General features: G+C 65.4%; 25 protein-coding genes. 11 read left to right on the top strand and 14 right to left on the bottom strand.

Going from position 1 to position 26,697, the window contains the following annotated elements:
* Window positions 1–7 precede the first annotated feature (7 nt).
* On the bottom strand, window positions 8–1,183 hold the full coding sequence (locus tag ACNJYD_RS37735) for an HlyD family secretion protein (RefSeq protein ID WP_439364947.1): 1,176 nt from the start codon (window positions 1,181–1,183) through the stop codon (window positions 8–10).
* A complete protein-coding gene (locus ACNJYD_RS37730; RefSeq protein ID WP_439364946.1) occupies window positions 1,176–1,658 on the bottom strand; it encodes a MarR family winged helix-turn-helix transcriptional regulator in 483 nt (160 codons plus the stop codon). The genes ACNJYD_RS37735 and ACNJYD_RS37730 overlap by 8 nt, the downstream gene beginning before the upstream one ends.
* A gap of 155 nt (window positions 1,659–1,813) precedes the next feature.
* Here ACNJYD_RS37730 and ACNJYD_RS37725 point away from each other — a divergent pair, with 155 nt between their 5' ends.
* From ACNJYD_RS37725 to ACNJYD_RS37705, 5 genes are all read left to right on the top strand, one after another.
* On the top strand, window positions 1,814–2,308 hold the full coding sequence (locus tag ACNJYD_RS37725) for a Fur family transcriptional regulator (RefSeq protein ID WP_439364945.1): 495 nt from the start codon (window positions 1,814–1,816) through the stop codon (window positions 2,306–2,308).
* 36 nt (window positions 2,309–2,344) lie between these two features.
* Window positions 2,345–3,298, top strand: a complete 954-nt coding sequence (locus ACNJYD_RS37720; protein WP_439364944.1) for a DMT family transporter — start codon at window positions 2,345–2,347, stop codon at window positions 3,296–3,298.
* A gap of 13 nt (window positions 3,299–3,311) precedes the next feature.
* Complete coding sequence (ispG, locus tag ACNJYD_RS37715) at window positions 3,312–4,595, top strand: flavodoxin-dependent (E)-4-hydroxy-3-methylbut-2-enyl-diphosphate synthase (protein ID WP_212255829.1); 1,284 nt, start codon at window positions 3,312–3,314, stop codon at window positions 4,593–4,595.
* Between the two features lie 148 nt (window positions 4,596–4,743).
* Complete coding sequence (locus ACNJYD_RS37710; protein ID WP_439364943.1) at window positions 4,744–5,640, top strand: TauD/TfdA dioxygenase family protein; 897 nt, start codon at window positions 4,744–4,746, stop codon at window positions 5,638–5,640.
* 208 nt (window positions 5,641–5,848) lie between these two features.
* Window positions 5,849–6,661 (top strand): N-acetylmuramoyl-L-alanine amidase, encoded by an 813-nt coding sequence (locus ACNJYD_RS37705; RefSeq protein ID WP_439364942.1) that lies wholly within the window; start codon window positions 5,849–5,851, stop codon window positions 6,659–6,661.
* A gap of 143 nt (window positions 6,662–6,804) precedes the next feature.
* On the opposite strand, the gene ACNJYD_RS37700 is transcribed toward ACNJYD_RS37705, so the two are convergent.
* The 3 genes from ACNJYD_RS37700 to ACNJYD_RS37690 all read right to left on the bottom strand — a co-directional run bounded on the left by ACNJYD_RS37700 (window position 6,805) and on the right by ACNJYD_RS37690 (window position 9,877).
* Window positions 6,805–8,412: a Na+/H+ antiporter gene (locus tag ACNJYD_RS37700; protein ID WP_172788897.1), complete on the bottom strand. Its 1,608-nt coding sequence runs from the start codon at window positions 8,410–8,412 to the stop codon at window positions 6,805–6,807.
* Window positions 8,413–8,459: 47 nt separating this feature from the next.
* Complete coding sequence (gene bla, locus ACNJYD_RS37695) at window positions 8,460–9,317, bottom strand: class A beta-lactamase (RefSeq protein WP_212256346.1); 858 nt, start codon at window positions 9,315–9,317, stop codon at window positions 8,460–8,462.
* A gap of 185 nt (window positions 9,318–9,502) precedes the next feature.
* Window positions 9,503–9,877, bottom strand: coding sequence for a nuclear transport factor 2 family protein (locus ACNJYD_RS37690; RefSeq protein ID WP_212255836.1), 375 nt, complete (start codon window positions 9,875–9,877; stop codon window positions 9,503–9,505).
* A gap of 94 nt (window positions 9,878–9,971) precedes the next feature.
* Between ACNJYD_RS37690 and ACNJYD_RS37685 the strand changes: the two genes are divergently transcribed.
* Together ACNJYD_RS37685 and ACNJYD_RS37680 are read left to right on the top strand one after the other, a co-directional pair.
* Window positions 9,972–10,400 carry a GFA family protein gene (locus ACNJYD_RS37685; protein ID WP_439367560.1) on the top strand — a complete coding sequence of 143 codons (429 nt, stop codon included), beginning with the start codon at window positions 9,972–9,974 and terminating at the stop codon, window positions 10,398–10,400.
* Window positions 10,401–10,581: 181 nt separating this feature from the next.
* Window positions 10,582–12,375: a caspase family protein gene (locus ACNJYD_RS37680; protein ID WP_439364941.1), complete on the top strand. Its 1,794-nt coding sequence runs from the start codon at window positions 10,582–10,584 to the stop codon at window positions 12,373–12,375.
* 39 nt (window positions 12,376–12,414) lie between these two features.
* Here the strand turns inward: ACNJYD_RS37680 and ACNJYD_RS37675 are convergent, their stop codons facing one another.
* Window positions 12,415–13,107: a DUF1345 domain-containing protein gene (locus ACNJYD_RS37675; protein ID WP_172788894.1), complete on the bottom strand. Its 693-nt coding sequence runs from the start codon at window positions 13,105–13,107 to the stop codon at window positions 12,415–12,417.
* A 9-nt stretch (window positions 13,108–13,116) separates the two neighbouring features.
* A complete protein-coding gene (locus ACNJYD_RS37670) occupies window positions 13,117–14,040 on the bottom strand; it encodes a polyprenyl synthetase family protein (RefSeq protein ID WP_036038510.1) in 924 nt (307 codons plus the stop codon).
* A 161-nt stretch (window positions 14,041–14,201) separates the two neighbouring features.
* On the opposite strand from ACNJYD_RS37670, the gene mtgA reads away from it, so the two are divergent.
* The 3 genes from mtgA (at window position 14,202) to ACNJYD_RS37655 (ending at window position 16,019) form a co-directional block, all read left to right on the top strand.
* Entirely contained in the window at window positions 14,202–14,876 is a 675-nt protein-coding gene (gene mtgA, locus ACNJYD_RS37665) for a monofunctional biosynthetic peptidoglycan transglycosylase (RefSeq protein WP_439364940.1), read from the top strand.
* 169 nt (window positions 14,877–15,045) lie between these two features.
* Window positions 15,046–15,228, top strand: coding sequence for a 50S ribosomal protein L32 (gene rpmF / locus ACNJYD_RS37660; protein WP_007598106.1), 183 nt, complete (start codon window positions 15,046–15,048; stop codon window positions 15,226–15,228).
* Window positions 15,229–15,368: 140 nt separating this feature from the next.
* Window positions 15,369–16,019 carry a hypothetical protein gene (locus ACNJYD_RS37655; protein WP_439364939.1) on the top strand — a complete coding sequence of 217 codons (651 nt, stop codon included), beginning with the start codon at window positions 15,369–15,371 and terminating at the stop codon, window positions 16,017–16,019.
* Between the two features lie 6 nt (window positions 16,020–16,025).
* On the opposite strand, the gene ACNJYD_RS37650 is transcribed toward ACNJYD_RS37655, so the two are convergent.
* Window positions 16,026–16,286, bottom strand: coding sequence for a hypothetical protein (locus ACNJYD_RS37650; RefSeq protein WP_439364938.1), 261 nt, complete (start codon window positions 16,284–16,286; stop codon window positions 16,026–16,028).
* A gap of 221 nt (window positions 16,287–16,507) precedes the next feature.
* Between ACNJYD_RS37650 and ACNJYD_RS37645 the strand changes: the two genes are divergently transcribed.
* The gene (locus tag ACNJYD_RS37645; protein ID WP_439364937.1) at window positions 16,508–18,202 is read left to right on the top strand and encodes an EAL domain-containing protein; all 1,695 of its coding nucleotides are present in this window, start codon (window positions 16,508–16,510) and stop codon (window positions 18,200–18,202) included.
* Window positions 18,203–18,309: 107 nt separating this feature from the next.
* Here the strand turns inward: ACNJYD_RS37645 and ACNJYD_RS37640 are convergent, their stop codons facing one another.
* From ACNJYD_RS37640 to ACNJYD_RS37615, 6 genes are all read right to left on the bottom strand, one after another.
* A complete protein-coding gene (locus tag ACNJYD_RS37640) occupies window positions 18,310–19,818 on the bottom strand; it encodes a tripartite tricarboxylate transporter permease (RefSeq protein WP_439364936.1) in 1,509 nt (502 codons plus the stop codon).
* A 4-nt stretch (window positions 19,819–19,822) separates the two neighbouring features.
* Entirely contained in the window at window positions 19,823–20,308 is a 486-nt protein-coding gene (locus ACNJYD_RS37635; RefSeq protein WP_439364935.1) for a tripartite tricarboxylate transporter TctB family protein, read from the bottom strand.
* 174 nt (window positions 20,309–20,482) lie between these two features.
* Window positions 20,483–21,460 (bottom strand): tripartite tricarboxylate transporter substrate binding protein, encoded by a 978-nt coding sequence (locus tag ACNJYD_RS37630; RefSeq protein WP_439364934.1) that lies wholly within the window; start codon window positions 21,458–21,460, stop codon window positions 20,483–20,485.
* Between the two features lie 205 nt (window positions 21,461–21,665).
* On the bottom strand, window positions 21,666–24,530 hold the full coding sequence (locus ACNJYD_RS37625) for a PAS-domain containing protein (RefSeq protein WP_439364933.1): 2,865 nt from the start codon (window positions 24,528–24,530) through the stop codon (window positions 21,666–21,668).
* Window positions 24,531–24,761: 231 nt separating this feature from the next.
* Entirely contained in the window at window positions 24,762–25,637 is an 876-nt protein-coding gene (locus ACNJYD_RS37620; RefSeq protein ID WP_439364932.1) for an acyl-CoA acyltransferase, read from the bottom strand.
* A 41-nt stretch (window positions 25,638–25,678) separates the two neighbouring features.
* Window positions 25,679–26,659: an amino acid--[acyl-carrier-protein] ligase gene (locus ACNJYD_RS37615; RefSeq protein ID WP_439364931.1), complete on the bottom strand. Its 981-nt coding sequence runs from the start codon at window positions 26,657–26,659 to the stop codon at window positions 25,679–25,681.
* Window positions 26,660–26,697: the final 38 nt, after the last annotated feature.

The following is a 26,697-nucleotide window of genomic DNA, read 5'->3' as shown; positions in this document are numbered from 1 at the left end:
CCTTGTCTTATTCTTTGTCCTGTTCTTTGTCTTGGCCCGCTGTCGCCGACAGGCCGAGCAGGCCGGCGAGCGAGCGCTGATGGCCGGTGTCGATGGTGGCGTAGACGCTCATGCCGGCTTTCAGCTTCCGCACATATTTGTCGGTGTCGTCGAAATAGATGCGGATCGGCACGCGCTGCACCACCTTGACGAAATTGCCGGTGGCGTTCTGCGGCGGCAGGATTGCGAATTGCGCGCCGGTGCCGGGCGAGAGCGAGCCGATCTTGCCCTTGAAGACATGGTTCGGGAACGCGTCGACCTCGAGCGTGACCGCCTGGCCTTCGGTGACATAGGTGAGGTCGCTCTCCTTCGGATTGGCGTCGACCCAGGGATGGGCGACGTCGATGATGGAGAACACCGGCGTGCCCGCGGCGACGTAACGGCCGAGCTGAATCTGCTCGACCTGCGTCGCCACGCCGCCTATCGGCGCGCGCAGCACGGTATGGTCGAGATTGCGCTGAGCGTCGTCGAGCTTGGCCTTGGCCTGCACATAGGGAGGAAACTGCTCGAGCGGCAGATCGGGGTTGCCGAGCAGTTGCGTCCTGGCGTTGGACAGCTGTTGCTTGACGAACTGCGTCTGTGCGCCGGCCGTCACCAGCGCGTTGGCGGCGTTGTCGAGATCGAGCTGCGAGCCGAAATTGTTCTTCACCAGCGCCTGCTTGCGCTCGACGTCGCGCTGCTTCAGCTCGACGCCCTGCTGGGCGAGGTTGAGCATATCGCCGTAGATCTTGATGTTGGCAACGAGGTTGTCGTAGGTCGTGCGTGCCTGGGCGAGCTGTGCCTTGGCTTCATCCACCGCGAGGCGGAACGGAACCGGGTCGATCTCGAACAGCTCGTCGCCCTGCTTGACGACCTGACCTTCTTTCACGACGACTTTCAGGATCTTGCCGGAGATGTCGGGCGTCACCAGCACCTTCTGTGCGCCGACATAGGCATCGTCGGTGCCGACATAGCGGCCCCCATGCAGATAGAAGGTGACGCCGCCGATGGCGACGATGACCGGCAGCACGACCAGGAGCAGGAAACGGCGATGGCGGCGCAGGCCCGCCAGCAGGCGGCGGCGCGGATCGGTGCCGGCCTTCTTGGTCGGCTTGCCGCTGTCGCTCTTCTGCTCGGGCTGGAACTTGATGACCTGATCAGCCATAGCGCTGCTCCTTGCGTGCTTGCTCCGCGCCGGATGTCTGGATCGCGGTTCGCACGTTTTCCTTGATGGTTTCGAGCTGGGTGAGGAGGCGGTGCGCATCCGCCAGATTGATGCCGTCGAGCGCGTTCGCCGTCAGCTCCGACTTCAGGCCGCTCATGCGGCCGAGCAACTGCCGCCCGGCCTTCTTGAGGTACAGGCGCTTGACCCGGCGGTCCGAAGCATCGCTGCGGCGCTCGATCCAGTCGTTGTCGCAGAGCTTGTCGATCAGCCGCGTCAGCGTGATCGGCTGCATCTCCATGAGCTCGGCGAGCTCCGACTGCTTCATGCCCTCGCTGCGCTCCACCTTGGCCAGCACCGCCCATTGCGCCCGGGTGATGCCGAAGCGCGACGCCTCCTTGTCGGCATATACGCGCAAGAGGCGGTAGAGCTCACCGAGCGTGAACAGGAAATTCTGGTCGACCGACCCGCGGGACATGAGCTTCGTCTCCAATAAGCTTGGATATAATAAGCAAGCTTATGATTATTTCAGGGCAGGGTGGCGCGATGCTGTCCCGCGGGAGAAGCATGGCTGACAGCCGGGCGGCTCGTCGTGCTTTGGGTTCCCCCGCCAAAATGCTAGAAGACGGGTACATGAGCCTCGCAAAGCCGGCATTCCCCGCGCCCGACCATGATCACGGCCGCTGCACTGCGGACGCGCTCGCGCATGCCGAGGTGGTCTGCGAGCAGCGCGCGCAGAAATTCACGCCGATCCGCCGTCAGGTACTGGGTGCCTTGCTCGCCAGTCACCGCCCGCTCGGGGCCTACGAGATCATCGACGAGCTCGCCAAGTCCATGGCGCGGCCGGCGCCGATCACGGTCTATCGCGCGCTCGATTTCCTGATGGCAAACGGCCTCGTGCACCGCATCGAGAGCCGCAACGCCTATCTTGCCTGCGCCGCCCACGATCACGATTCGACCTCGGCGGTGGCGTTCCTGATCTGCGAGCGCTGCGGCCTGGTCGGTGAGATCTCCTCGGCGTCCTTCGCCAAGGACCTCAGCGCCGCCGCGCGCAGCTCAGGCTTCGCACCAAAGCTGTCTGTGGTGGAGATCACGGGCGTCTGCACGCATTGTCAGAAAATGTCTTGAAGCAACAACGGCGCAAAGCCGGATTTTTGGGAAGAAATGTCCGCACCTCAAGCCATACCGTCCGCCGGTCGTCCCCTCAGTGCCGGCGCCATCGCCCTGATGCTCATGCTGTGCCTGACCTGGGGATTCAACCAGATCGCGGTGAAGCTGGTGCTGCCGGACATTCCGCCCATGCTCCAGGCCACCATCCGCTCGATGGGCGCGCTGCCGGTGCTGTTCCTGATCGGCACCCTTCGCGGCGTCAATTTCTTCGAACGTGACGGCACCTGGAAGCCGGGTCTGATCGCCGGGTTGATGTTCGGTATCGAATTCGTGCTGATCTTCCAGGGGCTGCGTCTCACCTCCGCCTCGCGCGCGGTGGTGTTCCTCTACACGGCGCCGTTCTTCGTTGCGCTCGGCTCCTACCAGGTGCTCGGCGAGCGTCTCGGCGGCTCGCAATGGCTGGGCCTTGCCACCAGCTTTGCCGGCGTGGCGTTTGCCATCGGCGTGCCCCAGCCCAATGTCGATTCGCATGTTCTGCTCGGCGACCTCATGATCGTCGGCGGCGCCGCGCTGTGGGCCGCGACGACGCTGGTTGCCAAGGGCACGCGGCTGCGCTTCGCCGCGCCCGAGAAGGCGCTGGGCTATCAGGTCGCGACCTCGATCCCGATCCTGGGGCTGGCGGCCTGGCTGTTCGGCGAATCCATCACGCACACTCCGTCGCCGCTCTCGCTCGGCCTGATGGCTTTCCAGGCGATCTGGGTGGTGGGAACCACGTTCACGCTTTGGTTCGCGCTGGTGAAGGCCTATTCGGCCAGCAAATTGTCCGCTTTTACCTTCATCACCCCTTTGTTTGGCGTGGTGGGTAGCTATTTCATCATGCACGACACCCTCAGCCTGACATTCGGGGCCGCAGCGGTCCTTGTAATTGCTGGGCTTTTTCTGGTTAACCGTCCCAGCTCATCAGCTGCGGCGCCGCGCGATGCATTGCTGAACGTCACCAAAACCTGATATTTGGACCGCCATGAACAAGCTCGAAAACCCTCTCGATTCAGACATTGCGGGCCCGGCGCCCCGGCATCGGACCACCCAGGTCAAGGTCGGCAACGTCGCCGTCGGCGGCGGTGCGCCGATCGTCGTGCAGTCGATGACCAACACCGACACCGCCGATATCGACGGCACCATCGCCCAGGTCGCAGCGCTGGCGCGCGCCGGCTCCGAAATGGTCCGCATTACCGTGGACCGCGAGGAGGCCGCGGCCGCCGTTCCGCACATCCGCGACGGCCTCGCCAAGCGCGGCATCACGACGCCCCTGATCGGTGACTTCCATTATATCGGCCACAAGCTGCTCGCGGCCTACCCGGCCTGCGCCGAGGCGCTGGCCAAATACCGAATCAATCCCGGCAATGTCGGCTTCAAGGACAAGCGCGACACCCAGTTCGCCGACATCATCGAGATCGCGAACAAGAACAACAAGCCGGTGCGCATCGGCGCCAATTGGGGCTCGCTCGACCAGGAGCTTTTGACCAAGCTGATGGACGAGAATGCGGCCTCGCCCAACCCGCGCGACGTGCGCGCGGTGACGCGCGAGGCCATGGTGCAGTCGGCGCTGCTCTCGGCCGCGCGCGCCGAAGAGCTCGGCATGCCGAAGGACCGCATCATCCTCTCCGCGAAGGTCTCGGCGGTGCAGGATCTGATCGCGGTCTACCAGGATCTTGCGGCGCGTTCGGACTACGCCATCCATCTCGGTCTCACCGAAGCTGGCATGGGCTCGAAGGGCATCGTGGCGTCCTCGGCCGCGCTCGGCATCCTGTTGCAGCAGGGCATCGGCGACACCATCCGCATCTCGCTGACGCCCGAGCCCGGCGGCGACCGTACCCGCGAGGTGCAGGTTGGCCAGGAGCTCTTGCAGACCATGGGCTTCCGCACCTTCGTGCCGCTGGTTGCAGCCTGCCCCGGCTGCGGCCGCACCACCTCGACCACGTTCCAGGAGCTGGCCCGTTCGATCCAGGATTTCATCCGCGACGAGATGCCGACCTGGAAGACGAAATACCCTGGTGTCGAGGAGCTCAACGTCGCGGTGATGGGCTGCATCGTCAACGGCCCCGGCGAATCCAAGCACGCCAATATCGGCATCTCGCTGCCGGGCACCGGCGAAGCGCCGGCCGCGCCCGTCTTCGTCGACGGCAAGAAGTTCCGCACGCTGCGCGGCCCGACCATCTCCGCCGACTTCAAGGCGCTGGTGATCGACTACATCGACCAGCGCTACGGCCAGGGCGCCAAGGTGCCGGCTCCCGCGGCGGAATAGGCGCTCCTCAACATCGGAATCGTAGGGCGGGTTAGCACAGCGTAACCCGCCTTATTTTTTTGCGGACGCGAAGTGGCGGGTTACGCTTCGCTAACCCGCCCTACATTGCTACGATGTCTCCCAATCAAGAACGATCGGGAGACACGCCATGAGCTCACTCGCCGGCAAGCAGGGGCCGCGCTATCGCCACACCGCTGAAGACGGCGCGCCCTACGAGACCATCGCCGTCGAAAAGCTCACACCCATCATCGGCGCGGAAATCTCGGGCGTCGATATCGGCAAGCTCGTCTCGGACGATGCCCGTTCCAATCAACAGATGGACGAGATCCACCGCGCGCTCGCCGAAAACCTCGTCATCTTCTTCCGCGACCAGCACATCACGCCGCAGCAGCATCTTGCCTTCGGTCGCAAGTTTGGCGAGCTGCATTTCCATCCCGCAGCTCCGCACGAGGACGAAGACCCCGCCTTGATGAAGATCTATGCGGACAAGAACTCGCCGCGGGCGAACGGCGAGGGCTGGCACTCCGACGTCTCCTGCGATCTCGAGCCGCCGATGGGCTCGATCCTCTACATCAAGCAATGCCCGCCGCGCGGCGGCGACACGCTGTTCGCCAACATGTACGCGGCCTATGAGGCGCTGTCGGAGCGCATGAAGACCTATCTCGACGGCTTGACGGCGCTGCACGATGGCGAGCCGATCTATCGCGGGCTCTATGCCAATTATGGCGTCGCCGACCGTCCCTCCTATCCGCACGCCGAGCATCCCGTCGTGCGCACCCATCCGGTCACCGGTAGGAAAGCGCTTTACGTCAACCGCGGCTTCACCCGCCACATCAACGGCATCCCGCGTGATGAGAGCGATGCGATGCTGGCCTATCTCTACCAGCACGCCGAAAACCCGCTGTTCCAGTGCCGCTTCCGCTGGACCGAGAACGCCATCGCCTTCTGGGACAACCGCTGCACCCAGCACCGCGCGATGTGGGACTACTGGCCGCACACACGCTCCGGCACGCGTGTGACGGTGAAGGGGGAGCGGCCGGTGTAGGAACGGTGCCGTAGGGTGGGCAAAGCGAAGCGTGCCCACCATCTCGGCCGCACGCAACACGATGGTGGGCACGGCGCGCGAAGAGCGCGCCTTTGCCCACCCTACGAAGCCGTTCTTGCGTTGACGTCTTTCCACTCCCGCGCCAATCTTCCCGAAAACAAATCGTGGGCTCGTTGATCGCCCGCGGATCACGGCAGCGGAGCAGCGCTTGGGGCAATTGCGGAGCATCATCGCCGGGCTGGTCGCGTCGATCCTGCTGTCGCCGCTCGCCCTTGTCGATGCCGGCGACGCCGCGGCCGCGCGAAACAATGCAAGACCCAGGCCGAAGCCGTCGCCACCGGCCAAATGCGAGACGCCCAAACTCCGGATCGTCGTGGACGTCGGCCACACGCCGGATTCCTACGGCGCGTTGAGTGCGCGCAATGATCCGGAGTTCGGCTTCAACTTCCGCCTCGCACGGCTGATCACGGCCAAGCTCAAATCCGAAGGCTTTGCCGCAACCCGCCTGCTCGTCACGGATGGCAAGGCACGGCGGAGCCTGTTCAAGCGCGTCGGTGCCGCGAACGAAGGCCGCGCCGATCTGTTCCTGTCGGTCCATCATGATTCGGTGCCGGACAAGCTGCTCGAGACCTGGGAATTCGACGGCGCAAGGAGCTATTTCAGCGATCGGTTTTCGGGCCACTCGTTGTTCGTGTCGCAGCAGAATCCGCACTTTGCCACCAGCCTGATGCTGGCCCGGATGATCGGCCGGCAATTGAAGGAGCAGGGCCTGCACTATGCCAGCCAGTACAACCTGCCGGTGATGGGCCGGTACCGGCGCCAGCTGCTCGACAAGGATGTCGGCGTCTACCGCTATGACGGGCTCGTCGTGCTGTCGCGCACGCACAGCGCCGCCGTACTGCTCGAGGCCGGTTCGATCATCAATCGCGACGAGGAAATGGAGATGAATTCGCCGGAGCGGCAGGAGGCCGTCGCGGGCGCCGTTGCGGCTGCGATGAGGGAGTTTTGCGGGAGACGGTAGTCAGCTCAGGTGCTTCAACGCCCCGTCATTGCGAGCCACCGGGTCCGCGCGGAGCGCGGCCCGATGACAGGCTCCGCGAAGCAATCCAGACTCTTTCGGCAGAGGCAGTCTGGATTGCTTCGCCGCGCTCGCAATGACAAAGGCTACAGCGGCCCGCCCCGATATTCCCTGTTCGCCAGGCTCGCCTCCTCCAGGTCCAGATCGCGCTCGATCCGCCGCCGCGTCTCGTCGGTGATCTGGCCGTCGCGCAGCAGGTTGTGGATGAATTTGCGCTCGGCGGCGATCAGGTCGCGGGTCAGAGCGGTGCCGGCGGCGGAGATGTCGTGGTGGTTGGGATCGAGCGAATCCGGGAGCTGGTTGACGCGGATGTCGTGACGGGCGCGCAGCAGCCGCATCACCTCGTCGGAAATGTCCTTTTCCGCGGTGAGTGCGTCGAGTGATTTCAGCGCGGACTCCAGCGCCTGACGGCGCGCGGCGATCTCGGCTTCGTGCTCGGCGGCATGCTCGTGACGACCGGCCTCGGCGACGCCGAGCCAACGCACGATCGGCGGCAGCGTCAGGCCGACGCCGATCAGCGTCACGAAGATGACACCGAAGGCGACGAACAGGATGAGGTCGCGATACGGAAACGCTTCGCCATCCGGCAGCGCGAACGGCAGCGCCAGCGCGGCGGCCAGCGACACTGCGCCACGTACGCCGGTGAAAGCGAGCACGAACGGCCATTGCCATGGCGGCGACGGATCGCGCTCGCGGAGCGACCTGGACAGCATCCGCGGCAGATAGGTCGCGGGATAGAGCCAGGCAAAACGCGCGATCACGACGATCACAAGGACCACGGCGGTTGCGATGAGAATGTCGTCGAGCGGAAAAGTCTTCGATTTCTCGTAGAGGGCGCGCATCTGGAAGCCGGTGAGCAGGAACAGCATGCCCTCGATCAGGTAGATCACGAGATCCCAGAAGAAGATGCCTTGCAGGCGCGTCGCCGAGGAGATCAGCAACGGGCCGTTCCAGCTGACATAGAGCCCGCAGGCGACGGTTGCGATCACGCCGGAGCCGCCGACGTGCTCGGGCAGCCAGTACGAGACATAGGGCGTAATCAGCGACAGCGTCAGCTCGACCTGCGGATCCCCGGACCATTTGCGGAAGCGAAGGGACAGCCAGCCGACGCCGATGCCGAAGGCGATCTCGCCGGCGACGATGAGGAGGAACTCGCCGGCCGCGAGCGGCAGCGAGAAATGTCCGACCATGATGGCCGCAAGCGCGAAGCGGTAGAGGATCAGCGCGGTGGCGTCGTTGGCGAGACCTTCGCCTTCGAGCACGACCAGGATACGGCGCGGCATGTTCAGCCGGCGCGCGATCGCGAGCGGCGCCACCACGTCGGGCGGCGCGACGATGGCCCCGAGCAGGAAGCCGACGGTCCAGGGCAGGCCGATCATGTAGTGCGTGGCGGCCGCCACCATCGCCGTGGTGAAGATCACCGCGCCGACCGCGAGCAGCACGATCGGACGCAGGTTCTTCTTGAATTCGCGCCAGCTCATCGCGACGCTGGCCGAGTAGATCAGTGGTGGCAGCACCACCAGCAGCACCAGCTCCGGCGGCAGCTCCACCGACGGCATGCCCGGCACGAAAGCGAGACCCACGCCTGCCAGCATCAGGAGGATGGCAGGGGCGACGTTGAAGCGTCGTGCGGCCAGTGCCACGCCTGCCAGCACGGCCAGCAGGATGAGAAAGATTTGAAACTTCGCTTCCATGATGGGTCTGTCTTGACCCGGAAGCGACGGCTACGTCAATGCGCGGCTCACGCCAGCCGCTCGGCCACCATCCGTCCAATCTGCGCGAACACTGCGGCGATCTGCGCCGCGCTCGGCGCACCGCCCTGAGTATAGGCCGCGATCAGGATCGGCGTGTCCGGCTTCGGCCAGGCGACCGCGATATCGCCCGAGGCGTCCTTGCCGTTGTTGCCGGTCTTGTCGCCGATCTTCCAGCCTGCGGGGAGTCCGCCACGCAGCCGGTTTGCGCCGGTCTTGCAGTTCACCATCCAGTCGGTGAGCAGGGCACGCGAGGCCGGCGACAGTGCCTCGCCCGTGACCAGCCGCCGCAAATTTCCCGCCATCGCCGCCGGCGTCGTGGTGTCCCGGGGATCGCCGGGCTGCGAGCGGTTGAGCTCGGGCTCGTTGTGGTCGAGCCGCGAGGTGGCATCGCCGAGCGACCGCCAGAATCCGGTCAGCGCGGCGGGGCCGCCGATCCGCGCCAGCAGCAGATTGGCGCAGGTGTTGTCGCTGAGCTCGACGATGGCCTTGCACATCTCACCGACCGACATCTTGCCGGCCGCAAGATTTTCCCGCGCCACCGGTGCGTATTCCAGCAGATCCGCCTGGCCATAGGGGATCATGGCTGCGAGCTGCTCCTCGCCGCGATCGACCCGCGCCAGAACGTTAGCTGCGAGCGACGCCTTGAACGTCGAGCACATTACGAACCGTTCGTCGGCGCGCCAGGCGAGCTTTGCGCCGGTCGCGAGATTTTCGGCATAGACGCCGATCCGCCCGCCGCTCTCGCGTTCATAGGCTTCGAATTCCGGCACTGCCTCCGCGGCCAGCACGGGAGAGGCGGCCATCCAGCAGAGCGAGGCGAGCAGGGAACGGCGATCGAGCAGCATGAGGATATTCCAGGCGAGCGGGGATGGGAGATGCAGCGGGCGCTGCATCCCGTCGTCATTGCGAGCGCAGCGAAGCAATCCAGACTGTCTCCGCGGATGGACTCTGGATTGCTTCGCTGCGCTCGCAATGACGGAGAATTGGATAGCGAGTGCGTCCGATTTCGGGCAGCGGAAGGCTTTGCCCCTCACTCCCGCAGGTCATACCTGTACGACTTCGACACGATCTGCCAGCCGTCGGCGAGCTTCATCGCCACCAGATAATCGGTGAAGTAGCGCGGCGGCAGCTGGCAGCGCACCTTGATGAAGGCGGTCTTGTCGTCCGAACGGTCGATGGTGACGATGAAGTCCTCGCGCGGCTTGCCTTCGGCCTTCGCCGAGGCGCGCTTGCGCACGCGGTCGAGCCAGTCCGGCACGGTCAGAACCTGGAGCTCGCCCTTCTCGACCCAGCGCAGATCGGCGGAGGGGTGGAAGATGGCGCCGAGCTTGTCGGCGTCGCCGTCGTAAAGTCCGTCAAAATAGGATTGCACGACGGCTTCGACGCTCGACCGGTCCTGGCTCATGGATCGTTCCTTTGCATGATGGCTTCGGGCCAACTTAGTCATACATGTCAAAATGCGCTATGGGTGTGTCAGCGATTTGCGCGAAGGCGTCACGATGACAGAATCAGAAAATTCGAACGCTCGCATCCTTGTCGGCGAATGCTATTGCCGCGCTGTGCGCTTCGAGGTGGCCGATGCATTTTCCTATGCGATGAACTGCCACTGCTCGAACTGCCGACGCACCACCGGCGCCGCCTTCAAGCCGTTCGCCGGCATCCGGCAGGACAGGCTTCGCATTGTCAGGGGTGGCGACCTCCGGCTGATTGTCGGCGACGACACCACCCACGACGCGCATTGTGGCCGCTGCGGCTCGCTGCTCTATTCCCGGGTCCGAGAGGGACAGTGGGTCCATGTCGCCATGGGAACCCTGGTCGATGCCCCCTCGATCCGGCCGAGCGCCCATATTTTCGTCGGCTGGAAGGCGCCCTGGCATGAAATTACGGACGATCTGCCGCAATATCGGGAGCACGTCGGGGTTGTCTGACGGAACCCGGCCCGCACCGCCGTTCGTCGGCGAACCGCGACAGCGCTGGCGCGACAAACAAAAGAGGGCGTCCGGCCTGTCGTCGGGGTCCCGTTCGTGACCTCCCTCACAAGCGCCGGCGGTGGATGTTGCTAAAGCGGTCCCAAAGGGCCGATGGCCCGGAACTATCGGAAGTCGTGTCATGCGCAGCTTGCTCAGACTTTGTCCGCTTCTCGTCGCCCTCGGCCTGATGTTCGGCGCCGGGCCTGCTTTTGCCGGAAAGCGCGTGGCGCTGGTGCTCGCCAATTCGGCCTATCAACACGCGGCCTCGCTCTCCAATCCCGTCAATGACGGGTCGGTGATGGCCAAGACGCTGAAGGAGGCCGGCTTCGACGTCGTCGAGTCCCGGCACGATCTGTCGGCGCTGGACACGCGGCGCGTGCTGCGCGACTTCGCCGACGCGACCCGCGATGCCGATATCGCCGTGGTCTACTACGCCGGCCACGGCATCGAGGTCGACGGCTCGAACTATCTGATCCCGGTGGATGCCAAGCTCGAGCGCGACACCGACGTCTATGACGAGGCGCTCTCGCTCGACCGTGTCCTGGTCGCGGTCGAGCCTGCCAAGCAGTTGCGTCTGGTGATCCTCGATGCCTGCCGCGACAATCCGTTCAGCAAGAGGATGAAGCGCACGGTTGCCTCGCGCGGCATCGGCCGCGGCCTCGCCCAGGTCGAGCCGACCAGCCCCAACACGCTGATCGCCTATTCGGCCAAGGCCGGCTTCACCGCGCAGGACGGCGACGGTGCGAACAGCCCGTTCACCATCGCGCTGTCGAAGCATCTGACGACGCCGGGCCTCGACGTCCGCCGCGCCTTCGGCTTCGTGCGCGACGACGTGCTGAAGTCGACCGGCAACAAGCAGGAGCCGTTCGTCTACGGCTCGCTCGGCGGCGAGGATGTGCCGCTGGTGCCGGTCAAGCTGGCGCCGGCGGCGCCCGTGGTCAATCCCCAGGCCGACATCCGCCGAGACTACGAGCTTGCGCTCCAGGTCGGCAACCGGCCGGCGTGGGAAGCCTTCCTCGCCCAGCATCCCGACGGCTTCTATGCGAGCCTCGCCAAGCTCCAGCTCGAGAAGATCGGCGCGGAGCGGGCGCATGCGGCGGCGATCGAGAAGGCGAAGCAGGCCGAGGCCGAGCGCGACCGGCTTGCTGCGCTCGGCGCGCAGAAGGATGCGCAAGCCAAGGCCGCGGCCGATGCCAAGGCCGCCGAGCAGGCGCAGCTTGCTGCACAGAAGGCCAAGGAACAGGCGCAGCAGCAGGCGGCCGCCGCCGAGCAGCAGCGCGTCAATCTCGCGGCGACGGCGCCGAGCGCTGCGCCGGCCGCGAGCGCCGCCGGCACCAACGTTGCCGCGCTGACCCCGGCGATCGCGCCGGCCGACCTCAACCGCTCGGTGCAGACCGAGCTCGGCCGCGTCGGCTGCTTCTCCGGGCAGGCCGACGGCAATTGGAATACGTCCTCGCAGCGCTCGCTGTCGCAGTTCAACCGCTATGCCGGCACCAAGCTCGACGTGAAGGTGGCGAGCACCGACGCGCTCGATGCGGTCAAGGCCAAGCCGTCGCGGGTCTGCCCGCTGGTCTGCGAGCACGGTTTCAAGGCCGAAGGCGACAAGTGCACCAGGATCGTTTGCGGCGACGGCTATGTGCTGAATGACGACAATGAATGCGAGAAGAAGCGTGCCGCCAAGCCGGCGTCAAAGCCCGCGACCTCGCGGCGCGACGAAGGCGAGGACCGTCCTGCACGGCAGCGGCCGCAGGCCGGTGCTGCAGCGGGCGGCTACGGCGCTGCTGCGGCGGCTCGCACGGGTCGTGGCTCGGGCGGCAGCGGTCAGATTTTTTGCAACGATCTGCTCTGCCGGCCGGTTAGGCCCGGCTGCCACCTCGCCTTTCGTGGTGGCGGCGGCCCTCACAATGATGCGAATTACGAGGTCTGCAACTGAAGGCGGTGTTTCCGCGACATCGTCTCGGCGAAGCCGGGATCATGTCGCGATCGCGCTCGCTGCGATGTTGACCGTCAGTGCAAGCAAGGCCGTGTTGTAGATGAACGAGACGATGCCGTGTGCGGTGGCCGTGCGGCGGATGGTCTTGTCGGTGATGCCGACGTCGGAGACCTGCGCGGTCATGCCGATCACGAACGAGAAGTAGACGAAATCCCAATAATCGGCGTGGTCTTCCTTCTCGCCGCTCGGGAATTGCAGGCCGCCTGCGGTACCGTGTCGATAATAGTCATGCGCGTAATGCAGCGCGAAGGTCGTGTGCACGGCAGCCCATGACAGCGTGATCGTGGTGACTGCGATGCTCAGCTCCAGCGCGCCGCGATGCGGCGTGCCGAGTTCGGCTACGATCGCCGCGATGCTGGCGAACGCGCCGGTCGCCGTCACCAGCAGGATCACGAAGCGGCCGTCGTCCTGCATCGCGGCGGCGCGGCGAATGTGCTGATGGTCGTTGCATAGCATCATCGTGTAGACCAGCACGAGATAGACGGCGATCAGCGCGTCCCAGCCGAGCACGAGCCGCGTCACCAGCCGATAAGTCCCCGGCAGCAGCAGGCAGACCAGGATGCCGATCGCGAGCGCAATGAAGGTCCGTGGCCGCGCATAGATCAGCCGCATCGGCCGCGACATCTGGCGGAAGCGGACGAGGACGGGATCTTCTTTGCCCTCGACCGCCATCGGTATGCGTCAGTTCTTCCGCTCGGCCACGAAGCGCGCGGCGGCCTGCAGCACGGCGGCGCGGTCGCCGAAGATCGAGACGGCGCTATCGGCGCGCGCAAGCAGGTCACGCACGCGCTGCTTGGCGCCTTCGATCCCGAGCTGGGTCACGAAGGTGGTCTTGCCGAGCGCGGCATCGGCGCCGGCCGGCTTGCCGAGCGCGGCCGCATCGCCCTCGACGTCGAGCAGATCGTCGGCGATCTGGAAGGCTTCGCCGAGCGCGCGCCCGTAATCGTCGAGCGCCTGATATTCCGCCTTCGAGGCCTGGCCGAGAATTGCGCCGGCGATGCAGCCGTAGCGCAGCAGTGCGCCGGTCTTCATCTGCTGGATACGGGCGACGTCGATCGGCTCGTTGCCGCCAAACCGGCCTTCGCCGGCGAGATCGAGGATCTGGCCGCCGACCATGCCGCCGATGCCGGCGCAGCGCGCCAGCGCACGCGTCAAGAGCAGCCTCACATTGGCGTCGCGATGGACCTCGTCGCGTGTAATGATGTCGAACGCGAGGGTCAGAAGGCCGTCGCCGGCGAGGATCGCGGTGGCGTCGTCGGTCTGCTTGTGCAGGGTGGGGCGGCCGCGGCGCAGGTCCGAATTGTCCATTGCCGGCAGGTCGTCATGGATCAGCGAATAGCAGTGGATGCATTCCAGCGCGGCGCCCACGAGCAGGGCCGCCTCGCGCGGCACGCCGAACACCGCGGCGCTCTCCACCACCAGGAACGGCCGCAGGCGCTTGCCGCCGTTCAGGCTCGAATAGCGCATTGCGTCCATCAGTCGCTTGGGCCGGGCGATTTCGTCGTGCAGGATGTCATCCGACAGCAGGCGCCCGAGCAGGGCTTCGGTGTCATCAGCGGTCTTGTCCAGACGTTTGGCGAAATCGGACGGGGACGTGCCGGTCATCAAGAGGGGCTCCAGAACTAAAATTCGGCGGGACAATCCTTTATGCGCCCGCCCCAGTCAATCGTTTGGAAGGCCTAAAAAGTGCTGGAAAAGGCCCGAATTATCACAGACTTAATGCTCCAGCCCGTGGCCGCTCTTCAGTTTGCACCGGAAAGGTCGATTTGCGCATCGTCAAAATCCTGCTGGTGGTGCTCGCGGTCGTGGTCCTCGCGCCTTATGCGATCGCGCCGTTCTACCGCACCGGCCACCCTGTTTCGACGCTGATGGCCTGGCGCAGCTTGCGGGGCGCGCCGATGCAGCGGGAGTGGATCGATCTCGCCGATATGTCGCCCTCTCTGCCGCGCGCGGTGGTGGCGGCCGAGGATGCCCATTTCTGCAAGCATCACGGCATCGATTGGGGCGCGCTGCGCGAGGCGATCGACGACGCCAGGGAGGACGGCACCGCCTTCCGGGGCGCCTCCACCATCACCCAGCAGGTCGCGAAGAACCTGTTCCTGTGGCAGGGGCGCGATTTCGTCCGCAAGGCGCTCGAATTCCCGCTGGCGCTTTGGATTGACCTCGTCCTGCCCAAGCAGCGGATTCTCGAAATCTACCTCAACATCGCCGAGCTCGGCCCGCAGGGGCAGTTCGGGGTCGAGGCGGCCAGCGCCTATGCCTTCGGCAAGTCGGCCGAAAGCCTCTCGCCCCGCGAGGCGGCACTTCTGGCCTCGATCCTGCCGAATCCGGTCAAACGCAGCGCCCGGACCCCAGGCCCGGGCGTCCGGCGGCTGGCAGCCACCTATATGGCGCGGGGGCAGGCGAGCTCGCTTATGACCTGTTGGCGCGAAAATCGCTGATTTTTGGCCCGTTCCGGGCGCATTTTCCGGCCCAAGAGCCTAGCTTTACGGCCAGCCTTCCTCTATAAGCGCGGCCTTGATCGGCATTCAGCTCGCCTCGTATTGCGGGTGCTGAGCCGTCCCTTCGCGGACGATGCCCTGATGACACCAATCCCTAGAGGATATTGAAATGGCCGTTCCGAGAAGAAAAACCTCGCCGTCGCGCCGTGGCATGCGCCGCTCGGCGGACGCCATCAAGAAGCCGACCTATGTGGAAGACAAGGACTCCGGCGAGCTCCGTCGTCCGCACCATCTCGACCTCAAGACCGGCATGTACAAGGGCCGCCAGGTCCTGAAGAAGAAAGAGTCCTGAAGCCAGGATCTTTCTCGGGCGGGAGTTCGGACCCGCCCGATTTCGGCCAACCCATGAGATAGACGGTGACGGCGGCGGAGCGAATGCTTCGCCGCTGCATTGTTCTGTCCGGATATCTTGATCGAGAAGGCATCTCGCCGATGGTCGGTTTCCCGCTGCTCCTGATTCCGCTCGCGGTCTACAACATCATCGCCTTCCTGATGCCCAGCGTGTCCTTCTCGGACGTGCTGTTCAAGGTGCCGATGATCACGGGCGAGGCCTGGCCGGTCACGCTCGCCGATCTCCTGCTCGCGCTCGGTGTCGTGCTGCTGCTGCTCGAGGTGGTCAAGGGAGCGCGGCCGGGCTCGAAATTCCTGATGGACCATTTGCTGTCGCTGCTCATCTTCGGCGCGGCCGCCGCCGAATTCGTGATGTGGCCCAAATTCGGCAACTCCACCTATTTCCTCCTGGTGCTGCTGGCGATGGCCGATTTCCTCGGCGGCATTGCCCAGCGCACGCGCCGCCGCGTCACCTATGTCGCCGAGACCACGGTGCCGGCGCCGCGCAAGGCCAAGCGCAGGGCCGAAGCGGCGGAAGATGTGGAGTCCGAGCGCACGTTCGAGCCGGTGATCGCGCCGCAGCCGGCACCGGCGGCGCCGCCCGCCCCGTCGGCGCAATCCGTCGCTGAATCCGTGCTGATGGATCACCCGGCGCCAAAGCCGGCGCAGAGCCCGCCTTCGCCGGAGATTCCCTCGCCGCATCTTCAGCCGGGTAACGGCACGCCGACCTCGCCCGACACGCCGCCGCGCTGATCGGTCTCAAGCCACCTGCCGTGTGCGCGCACTGACGCTTTGCAGCGGTTGCTTGCTGCCATAGGCCATCAGCGCATCCTCGGAGGAGGCGCGGCGGAGCCGGCTCGTTTGCGGCAGCTGCTCGTCATTTGCGATCAATTGTGTGATGAAGCTGGGATCGGGGCGCGGCAGCGACGCCTTGCGGACCCACCGCAACGTCGGCATCAGCGGCACCAGGGCCGTGCCTGTGCCGTTGTCCGCCGCGTCCAATCGATCAGTACTCAACATCGCAATCACCGTTGATCCGGCGAAATTGTCGCGTTTCGGGACGCTGGCGCCGGTGCGAGTCATGTACTCGCAAGGCCTATGCCGCCCGCACCGGTTTGGTTCCGACGCCTTCGGAAACGTGGTTTCCAAATTGTTTATCAACTTTGCCTAGGGTCGGGGGCGAATCTGGCTCTATTCTGTGCCGACAGAGGACTTCTCCACTGTCCCGAATCGAGGCGACTTTGACCCCTGCATTGCCGCAAGCCTCCGACATCCTCGCCGCGCTCGGCCAGGCCGTGTTCGCCTGGGACATCGCCAGCGATGCCATCGTCTGGGGTGAGCAGGTCAGCGCCGTCTTCCCCGGCATTCCCGCCGAGCGGCTCGCGACCGGCGCCGAGTTCGCCAAGCTGATCGAGCCCGCGCAAACGCTGCGCACGGCCGCGCTGGCGCTGACGTCCCCGGTGCACGGAGCCGACGGCACGCCCTACCGGGTCGAGTACGGCGTGCGCATGAGCGCCTCCGATCCCGTGATCTGGATCGAGGAGACCGGCCGCTGGTTCGCGGGCCCCGATGGCCGTCCCACCCGTGCGATCGGCTCCGTCCGCATCAACAATGAGCGCCACGCCCGCGACGAGGAATTGAGCAGGCTGGCCCGGCTCGATCCGCTGACGGGCGAGCTCAACCGCTCGCATCTGATCGCGGCGCTGGCCGAGGCGATCGAGGAGACGACGCGCTTCCGCTCGACCGCCGCCTTCATGCTGGTCGGCATCGATCATCTCGCCCGCGTCAACGATGCCTTCGGCTTCGACGTTGCCGACGCCGTGATCCTCGACATCGCCAAGCGCATTCGCGCGCGCCTGCGCGGCGGCGACGTGCTCGGGCGCTTCTCCGGCAACAAGTTCGGCCTGATCCTGAAGAACTGCACCGTCGACGACATGAACGTGGCTGCCGAGCGCTTCCTCGCCGGTATCCGCGACGAGGTGGTGCCGACCAGGTCCGGTCCGGTCTCGGTCACCGCCTCGATCGGCGCCGTCAGCCTGCCGCGCTATGCGCGCAACACCGACGAGGCCGTCAACCGCGCCCATGAGACGCTGGATGCCGCCAAGCGCCGCCGCGTCGGCTCCTTCGCAGCCTGGCGTCCGGATGCCGCGCGCGACGCGCAGCGCCGCGTCAACATTCGCGTCACCGACGAGATCGTCACCGCGCTCAACGAGCGCCGCATCAGGCTCGCCTATGAGCCCGTCGTCTCGGCCGTCTCGCGCGAGCGCGCATTCCACGAATGCCTGGTGCGGATGGACCAGGGCGACGGCCAGGTGCTGCTCGCGCCCGACATCGTGCCGGTCGCCGAACGGCTCGGCCTGATCCGCCTGGTCGATCACCGCGTGCTCGAGCTCGTCGTCGCCGAGCTCGCGGCGGCGCCAGACATCTGTCTCAGCCTCAACATCTCGCCGGATACGACGATGGATCCGGATTGGTGGGCGGGAATTGAATCGCTGATGCTGGCTCATCCCGGTGTCGCCGAGCGGCTGATCATCGAGATCACCGAGACGGTCGCGATCCAGGACATCGACGAGGTTCGCGCCTTCGTCAGCCGCCTGAAGCATTTCGGCAGCCGCATCGCCATCGACGATTTCGGCGCCGGCTACACTTCGTTTCGCAATCTGCGCAAGCTGGGCGTGGATATCGTCAAGATCGACGGCGCCTTCGTGCAGAACGTCACCCGTTCCGCCGACGACCGCGCCTTCGTGCAGACCCTGATCGACCTCGCCCGCCGCCTCGACATCAAGACCGTCGCCGAATGGGTGCAGGATGAAGAGGCCGCAAACATGCTGCGCGACTGGGGCTGCGACTACATCCAGGGCCGCCTGATCGGGCTGGCGGCAGTGGAGCGCCCGTGGAGCCTGCCGTCGGACAGCGCGCTGCCTGCGGCGAGCTGAGATGCTGTAGGGTGGGTTAGCCGAAGGCGTAACCCACCACTTTGCTATCCGCATCGAGAGCGAAGCGGTGGATTACGCCTTCGGCTAATCCACCCTACGAGATCTCCTCACGCCCCCTCGTCCAGCGCCACCAGCTCGCGCTTCTTGCGCAGCGACGGCAGCAGCGGCGCGATCAGCAGCACCAGGGCAAACACAAGACACACTGCCGAGATCGGCCGCTGCACGAAGGTCCAGAGATCGCCCTGCGACAGGATCAGCGACTTGCGCAGATTGTTCTCCATCATCGGCCCCAGCACGAAGGCCAGAACCAGCGGCGCCGGCTCGTAGCCGAGCTTGCGCATGAAGTAGCCGATGATCCCGAACGCGATCATCACATAGACGTCGAAGACGTTGTTGCTGGAGCAATAGACGCCGAGGATCGTGAACAGGATGATCAGGGGGAACAGGATGTTGTAGGGCAGCTTGAGTAGCTGCACCCACATGCCGATCATCGGCAGGTTCAGGATCAGCAGCATGACGTTGCCGATATACATGCTGGCGACGATGCCCCAGAACAGGCCGGGGTTTTGCGTGATCAGCAGCGGCCCCGGCTGCAGGCCGTGAATGACGAAGGCCCCGAGCAGCAGCGCCATCACCACGTTCGGCGGAATGCCGAGCGTCATCAGCGGAATGAAGGCGCCGCCCGCCGCGGCGTTGTTCGCCGATTCCGGCCCTGCGACGCCCTCGATCGCGCCGTGGCCGAACCTTTCAGGGGTCTTCGACAGCCGCTTCTCCAGCGCGTAGGACGCGAATGACGCCACCACCGCGCCGCCGCCCGGCAGGATGCCGAGAAAGAAGCCGAGGATCGTGCCGCGGCCGACCGGGCCTGCGCTCGCCTTCCAGTCCTCCTTGCTGGGCAGGAGATGGGTGATCCTGGTGTTGATGATGTCGCGCTTGATCGCCTGCTCGGTGTTGAGCAGCACCTCGGCGACGCCGAACAGGCCCATCACCACGGGCACGAGGCCGATGCCGTCGATCAGCTCCATGCGGCCGAAGGTCAGCCGCGGCTGCGCGGTGATGCTGTCGAGCCCGATCAGCCCGAGTACGACGCCGATGCACGCCATCAGCAGCGCCTTCGGCATCGAGCCCTGGGTGAGGAAGGTGAGCACGACGAGGCCGAGCACCATCAGGCTGAAATATTCGGCCGGGCCGAACGCGATGGCGAGGCTGGCAAGCTTCGGCGCCACCAGCATCAAGGCAATCAGCGCAAACGTGCCGGCGACGAAGGAGCCGAACGCGGCGATGCCGAGCGCGGGGCCGGCGCGGCCCTGCTTCGCCATCTGGTGGCCGTCGATGCAGGTGACGACGGAAGCCGCCTCGCCGGGGATGTTGACCAGGATCGAGGTGGTCGAGCCGCCATACATCGAGCCGTAATAGATGCCGGCCATCATGATGATGCCGGATTCCGGCGTGCCCGACAGCGTCACCGGCAACAACAGCGACATCGCCGAGATCGGCCCGATGCCGGGCAGCACGCCGACCAGCGTGCCGATGAAGACGCCGATGAAGCAGTAGAGCAGGTTGATCGGCAGCAGCGCGACGCCGAATCCATGTGCCACGTTGAGAAGCGTATCCATGGGGTCAACCGATCCCGAACAGGCCGGACGGCAACTGGATCAACAGCAGCCGCTTGAGCACCCACCACATGCCTGATGGCACCAGCACGGCGATCGGGATCGCCAGCGTCCAGCGCACCGGATCGATCAGTCGCAACAGCAGCAGCATCAGCGGGATCGACGACAGCAGGAATCCGAGCGGCTCGAGCGCGAAGGCGAATGCGGTGAGGCAGGCGATGAGGACAAGCGGCTTGCTCCAGCGCGCGTTCTCCCAGCGCGAGGCCAGCGTCGGCCCGCCCTCGGTGATCGCCGAGACGATGATGGCGCCTGCGAACACGCACATCAGGATGCCCGTGTAGAACAGCACATAGCCGGAGCCGGGATCGTTGATGGTGCCGAGCTTGAGCTTCAAGCCCGACCAGATCACGAAGCCGCCGAGCGCGAGCCCGACCAGCCCGCCCCAGAGTTCGGAGTTGCTGAGGCGGAGCTTGACGTTGGTGTCGATGTTCATGTGAAGCGCCTTGAGATCATCATCGTCCTCTGCGCAACGGCGAAGCCGTTGTCGCTGAGGTGGCGGAGCGCAGCGTAGCCCTCGAAGGGCGACGGTGCCCCGATCCATCCTTCGAGGCGAGCCGCAAGTGCGGCTCGCACCTCAGGATGACGCCAGCATTGGTGGGGAGACCAGCTACTTCTTCGCGAGCCCGAGCGTCTCGATCACCTTGCGTTCGGACTCCGTGACCTCGACGACGAATTTCTTGTAGTCCTCGGTGTTCTTGTAGTTCGGCACCATGTCGTATTTGGCGAGCGTGGCGATCACTGCGGGATCCTCGACCGCCTTCTTGAAGGCATCGTGCAGCTTGGCGACGATCTTGGGATCCATCCCTTTCGGCCCCGCAATGCCGAACGGGGAATCATAGACCATGGGATAGCCGAGCTCCTTCAGCGTCGGCACGTCGGGATAGTTCGGCGAGCGTGCGCCGGTCCACACCATCAAGAGCCGCAGCTTGCCGGCGTCGACCAGCGGCCGCCATCCCGTGGAGTCCGCTTGCAGCATGGTGTGCTGCCCCAGCACGGCGGCGTTGGTCTCCGCGCCGCCCTTGAAGGGGACCTGCGTCAGCTTGATGCCGGACATCCCGGCGATCTGCTCCATGCCGACATGCAGCGAGGTGCCGGCGCCGGGCGTGGCATAGGTCACCTTGCCCGGATTGGCCTTTGCGAACTCCACCACGTCCTTCCAGCTCTTGAACTGCGACTCCGCGCTGGTGGTCACGCCGAAAGTGTAGCCGGTGAGATGGACGATATAGGTGAAATCCTTTGCCGGATCCCACGACACCTCCTGCATCAAGGGCAGGCGGAACACGGTGATCGGGATCTGCGAGATGGTATAGCCGTCCGGCTTCGCCGCGGCCGCCATCGTCGCCGGTCCGACCGTGCCGCCGCCGCCCGCCTTGTTGTCGATCACGATCGGCTGCCCCAGCACCTTCGAGGCGCTGTCGGCAATCGCGCGCATCGAGATATCGGTCGATCCGCCGGCCGGCCACGGCACGATCAACGTGATCGGCTTCGTCGGATAGTCCTGCGCATTGACCGCAGTGGACAGCAATGCGCCCACGACGGCGTGCGCCGCGGCAAATGCAATCGTCTTCAGCCCGTAACCCGACATCGAAACGCCTCCCTCGCGGCGGCCTCTCTGGGACCGCCGTCTCTCGTTCTTGTGAGGGCGATTGTTCCTGAATTTGACGGAGAAGAAAAGCGCATTGCGCGCATCGCTGCGCGGCCGTCGGTCAGCTAACGCCGACAGAGCCGACAGATGCGACAATTGGTCGTTTGGCCGCGTGCCGAGCGACGGAATTTGAGCGGCGAAGCGGTCAGGCCACGCGCCGGACCATGTTCAGCGTCTCGATGGTGCGGCTGACCTCCGAGGCGAGACACGGCTTGCCGAAATAATAGCCCTGGACCGCGGTGCAGCCGCATTCGCGGACGAAGTCGAGCTGTTCCTCGGTTTCCACGCCCTCCGCCGTGGTCTCAACGCCGAGCACGGAGCCGAGGCTCGCGATCGTTCTGACGATGGCAACGCTCTCCGGGCTTTCGCCGAGCGTGCCGACGAAGGAGCGGTCGATCTTGATGCGGTCGAACGGAAACTTGCGCAGATAGCTCAGGGAGGAATAGCCGACGCCAAAATCGTCGAGGCTGACGCGCACCCCGAGCGCGCGGAGCTGGTGCAGGATGTCGATGGTCGCCTTGCTGTCGTCGAGCAGCGCCGTCTCGGTGACCTCAAGCTCGAGCCGTTGCGGCGGCAGGCCGGCTTCCGCAAGTGCGCTGGTGACCATCGCCACCAGCCCGCGGGAGCGGAACTGCACCGGAGACAGGTTCACCGCGACGGTGACGCCGGGCCAGGACGCAGCCGTCGCGCAGGCCGTGCGCAGCACCCATTCGCCGATCGGAACGATCAGCCCGTTCTCCTCTGCAATCGGGATGAACTCGGCCGGAGAGACGAAGCCGCGCGAGGGATGCTTCCAGCGCAGCAATGCCTCGAAGCCGGTGAGCTCGGAGGAATCGAGCCGCATTTGCGGTTGGAACACCAGGTGGAATTCACGCCCTTCCAGCGCGCCGACCAGGTCCTGCTCCAGCGCGTGCCGGCTGCGCGCCTGTTCCTCCATCTCGGGCTCGAACAGCTGATAGGCGCCGCGCCCCTTGGCCTTGGCCTGGTACAGCGCAAGGTCGGCGCATTTCATCAGCTCATCGGCATCGAGCCCGTGGTCGGGTGCGATCGCGATGCCGACGGAGACCCCGACGTGGATCGACTGGCTTTCCAGCGGCGGCGGATGACCGATGATCTCGACCAGGCGGCGGGCGAGCGCCTCAGCCGATTGCGGCTGCGGCCCGCGCTGGAGCACGGCGAACTCGTCGCCGCCAAGCCGCGCGACGGTGTCATGCTCGCCGACATTCTCCTTCAGACGCGCCGCGACCCAGCGCAGCAGGCGGTCGCCGGCGGCGTGGCCGAGGCGGTCGTTGACGGTCTTGAAATTGTCGAGGTCGAAGCACAGCACCGCCATGGCGCCGCCGGCGATTGCGACCTGGTTCAGTCCCTCGCCCATCTTCTCGCGGAACAGCGTGCGGTTGGGCAGGTCGGTGAGCGAATCGTGCCGCGCCATGTGCGCCACCCGGGCCTGGGCCTTGTGGCGCTCGGTGACGTCCTCATAGGTCACGACCCAGCCGCCGTGCTCCATCCGCTTGTGGTTGAGCTTGATGATGCGGCCGTCGCTCAAATGGCGGTGCAGCGTGTGCTCGCCTTCGCGCAGCCTCTCGATGTAGTCGGCATAGAGCTTGGCGCCGGTCATGTTCGGGTGGATGCCGAGCTCGCAGCTGCGCTCCATGATGTCCCGCATCGAGACGCCTGGCTGCACGATCTCCGGCGACAAGCCGTACATCTCGATATAGCGGCGGTTGCAAACGATGACGCGCAGGCTGGCGTCGAGCATGCACAGGCCCTGGCTCATGTTGTTCAGGGCGGCGTCGAACCGGCGGTACTGCTCGCTCAGCTCCTCGACCGCGCGCTCGCGCTCGGTGATGTCCTCATAGGTGGCGACGAAGCCGCCTTCGGCCAGCGCGCAATAGCGCACCGAGATCACGGTGTCGTTCGACATGCGCCGGCGCATCGGCGAGGAATCGCGATTCGCGATCCGGGCGCGGGCGGCTTCGAGGATCTGCTGCGGGCTGTATTCCGAGGTGAACGCGCCGTTCGCCATCGATCGCTCGATCAGCTCGGCCAGGTGGGTGCCGGGCCGGGTCTCCTCCGGCGACAACAGGTAGATCTTGCGGTACGTGGTGTTGCAGACCCGAAGCCGCATGTCGCTGTCGTAGAAGGCGAGCCCGTGCGCCATGTTCTCCAGCGCCGCATCGAGAATGAAATTCTGCTGCCGCAGCGTTTCCTCGTATTGCAGCCGCTCCGTGACGTCCTCGTGCACCGTCACCCAGCCGCCGTCAGGCAGGAAGCGGGAGACTGCTTGCACCATCCGTCCGTCGTAGCGCATCACCAGCAGCGTCTTCGGCTTTCTGCTGCGCACATCGTCCAGCCGGCTCTGGTAGAATTCGTCGCCCGACATGCCCGGCAGATTGCCGCGCGACATCCAGTGCTCGATCACGGTGGAATGCGCGATGCCCGGCTGCACGATCTCGGGATCGAGGTTGTAGAGCTTCAGGAACCGTTCGTTGCAGACGACGACGCGGCTGTCGACGTCGTACATGATCAGTCCGTGCGACATGTTGGCGAGCGCGTGCTGGCTGCGCTCGGTCTGCACGCGCAGTTCCGCTTCGAGTCGGGCGAGGCGGGTGACGTCATCGCAGATCGTCATCCAGCCGCCGCCGGGGAGAGGCTTCAGCTGGAGCGACATCACGAGGCCGCTCGCCAGCAATTGCTCGGTGCGGAACGGCTTGCCCGCGGCGATCTGCGCCATTCGCGTCGAATACAACGCGTCGAGCTGGTCCTGCGGAAAGTTGCCGCGGCTTGCGCTGTGCGCGAGCACCTCCCGGTAGCTGGTGCCGACCCGCACGATTTCGGCCGACATGTCGAACAGCGTGAGGTAGCGCTGGTTCGCCAGCACGATCCGGTTGTCGGCGTCGTAAACGCAGACGCCTTGCTCCATGTGGTCGAGCGCAAGCTGGCTCAGCGCGACCAGGGCGCCTGGGCCCTGCTCACGGCCTGTACCAAGCTCGCTGTCGCGGGTCGACATCATGGGGTCGGCGGGGCCTCGGCCAGCAATAGACTTAATGCAACCTAATTCAGCCGCCGAGGGTAACGAAGAGGCCGGAAAATTCCCTTAAGCGCCGTAGTTTACGGAGGGTGACCTGCGATGGTGAGCGCACGCGTAAACTGCCCGCCGCCAAGGCGATAGGCCCTAGCTCCGGATGAGCGCGGCGATATTCCCGCTCCGCTCGTACAGACGACAGAGCCGGGCGTTGCTCTACGGCCCGTATAGCACGAGCTCCGTATCGGTGAGGTCGCCGAGCTGTGGCTGATGCGGGCCCCTGAAGTATTTCCGGCCGCGCCGCTCGGTGTAGAGGCCGACGAGGCCGGGTACCGGCCCGTTGACGTCGATCGCCACCGCGATCTTGCCGAGCCGCAGCAGCAGCCGTCCGATGCGGCCGGCGCATTCGGCATATTCCGCGGCGCTCCGGCAATAGATCAGCTTCATGGCGGGAGGTGCGATGAAACCGCGGCGGATGCGCACCGGTTGCAGGACGAAGGGGAACGTTCCCTTCGGCGTGCGGCACACCAGGCTGAGGCAATTGTAGCGCGCATGTCGCGTCAGAAGCTCGGTCTCCGCCTCGGAGAGCCCCTTGATCTCCTTGGCGTGCTGCGGAATGACCTCGATCTTGTTCCAGCGCGGGACGCGCGCCAGCGCAGGGACGGAGAAGAATATGCCGCGGCAATAGGCGCGAAAGCCCTGCGTCTCGATGATCGGCCAGGTCCACGGCGCCGGACTGATGTTGAAATAAGTGACGTGCTTGTGCCGCTGGGCGATCTTGGTCAGCAGCGGAGCGTAGTTGCGGTAGGCCGGGTCGACATACCAGCTCGACAAATTGCACCGGATGGCGGTCTCTTCGCCCTCCTTGCGTGCGCTGTAGATCAAGAGCAGCACGCCGACCGGCGTGCCGTCGTCGTCGAGCATGTAGCCGAAGCGCGGATAGCCCTCCGGTACGGTCCGGAAGGCCTGCCGGCGCAGACCCTGAATCCAGTAGTCGCGTGAACGGCCGACGAAGCCGCGCGTCAGCAAGTCCGCGATCTTATCGACGTCGGACTCGGTGATCTCGCGGCATCGGACCTTGGTATGGATCACGCTCGTCTTGCCCGTGGAAATGGCCGGCCTCGTGAGTTGGGTCAGCGCCAGCCTTCGCCATGGGCCTCGGCCGCGACAGGCGGCTGCAGGCCCAGGACGTCCCGCACCTTGGCGGGCCAGGCGGAAAGATCGGTGCCGTGGGTGTGGAACATGGCGACGGCCAGACGGTCCATGCCGAAGGCAACGCAGCCGGTATGGGCCGGCTCGCCGTCGGCGTCCTGGATTGCCCAGGTCGTGCCGAAATGCTCGCGGTGATAGTTGAAGCTCATGCATGCTGTCGGCTGCTCTTCCGAGCGCAGCGGGATGAGCAGCTCGAACTTGAGCTGCTGCTGCTTCTGGCTCACCGCTTTCATCTGGCCGACCCGGCCGAAGAACGGATCGCTGGCATAGTCGACGCGGAAGGTGAGGCCGAGATCGGTCGCGATCTTCTGCGCGCGCACCATCCAGCGCTCGCGGAAATCGGCGACGTCATCGGGGCTGCCGATGCAGACATATTCGCGCATGCGGAACGATTGCAGCCGGTCGAGATGCTTCGACGGTTCGCGGCGGAAGCAATCCGCGGCAACATCGAAGCGCAGGCCGCCCTTCGGCAATTGGCCACGGCTCGCCGCGATCGGGTAGACCGGATAGCAGGCGGCCGGAGACAGCACGAGATCGGCCGGCGACAGCGAAGACGTCCAGTCGCCGCCGGAATCGAAGCGGCTCACCGCGGCGTTGATCTCGCGTTCGGTGCCGTGCAGGCCGCAGACGCAGCCGAGCAGGTTCGGAAAGCTCTTGAGATAGCCGGACTTCTCCAGCTGCGCCCGGCTCATCACCGGCGGGAAGCGCATCACCTCGGTGCCGGCCTCGCGATGGCCCGTGATCAGCGCGGCGAGCTTCTCGACGATGCCCTCATAGAGTGCGGTGCGGGCATAGACGCCATCGGCGCCCATGCGGTGGAACAGCTTGTCGGCGAGATGATCGAGCGGATCGGTCATCTGCGGCGCGGTGGCGGGCGAGTTGGGGAGGACGGCAATATTCATGGTTCGATGTCCTGCTATCTCAAAATTGTTCTTGTTGA

Source organism: Bradyrhizobium sp. SPXBL-02 (assembly GCF_051853065.1).
Lineage (GTDB): Bacteria > Pseudomonadota > Alphaproteobacteria > Rhizobiales > Xanthobacteraceae > Bradyrhizobium.
Note: the sequence above shows the minus strand (reverse complement) of the source record. Positions and strands in the feature narration are given on the sequence as shown.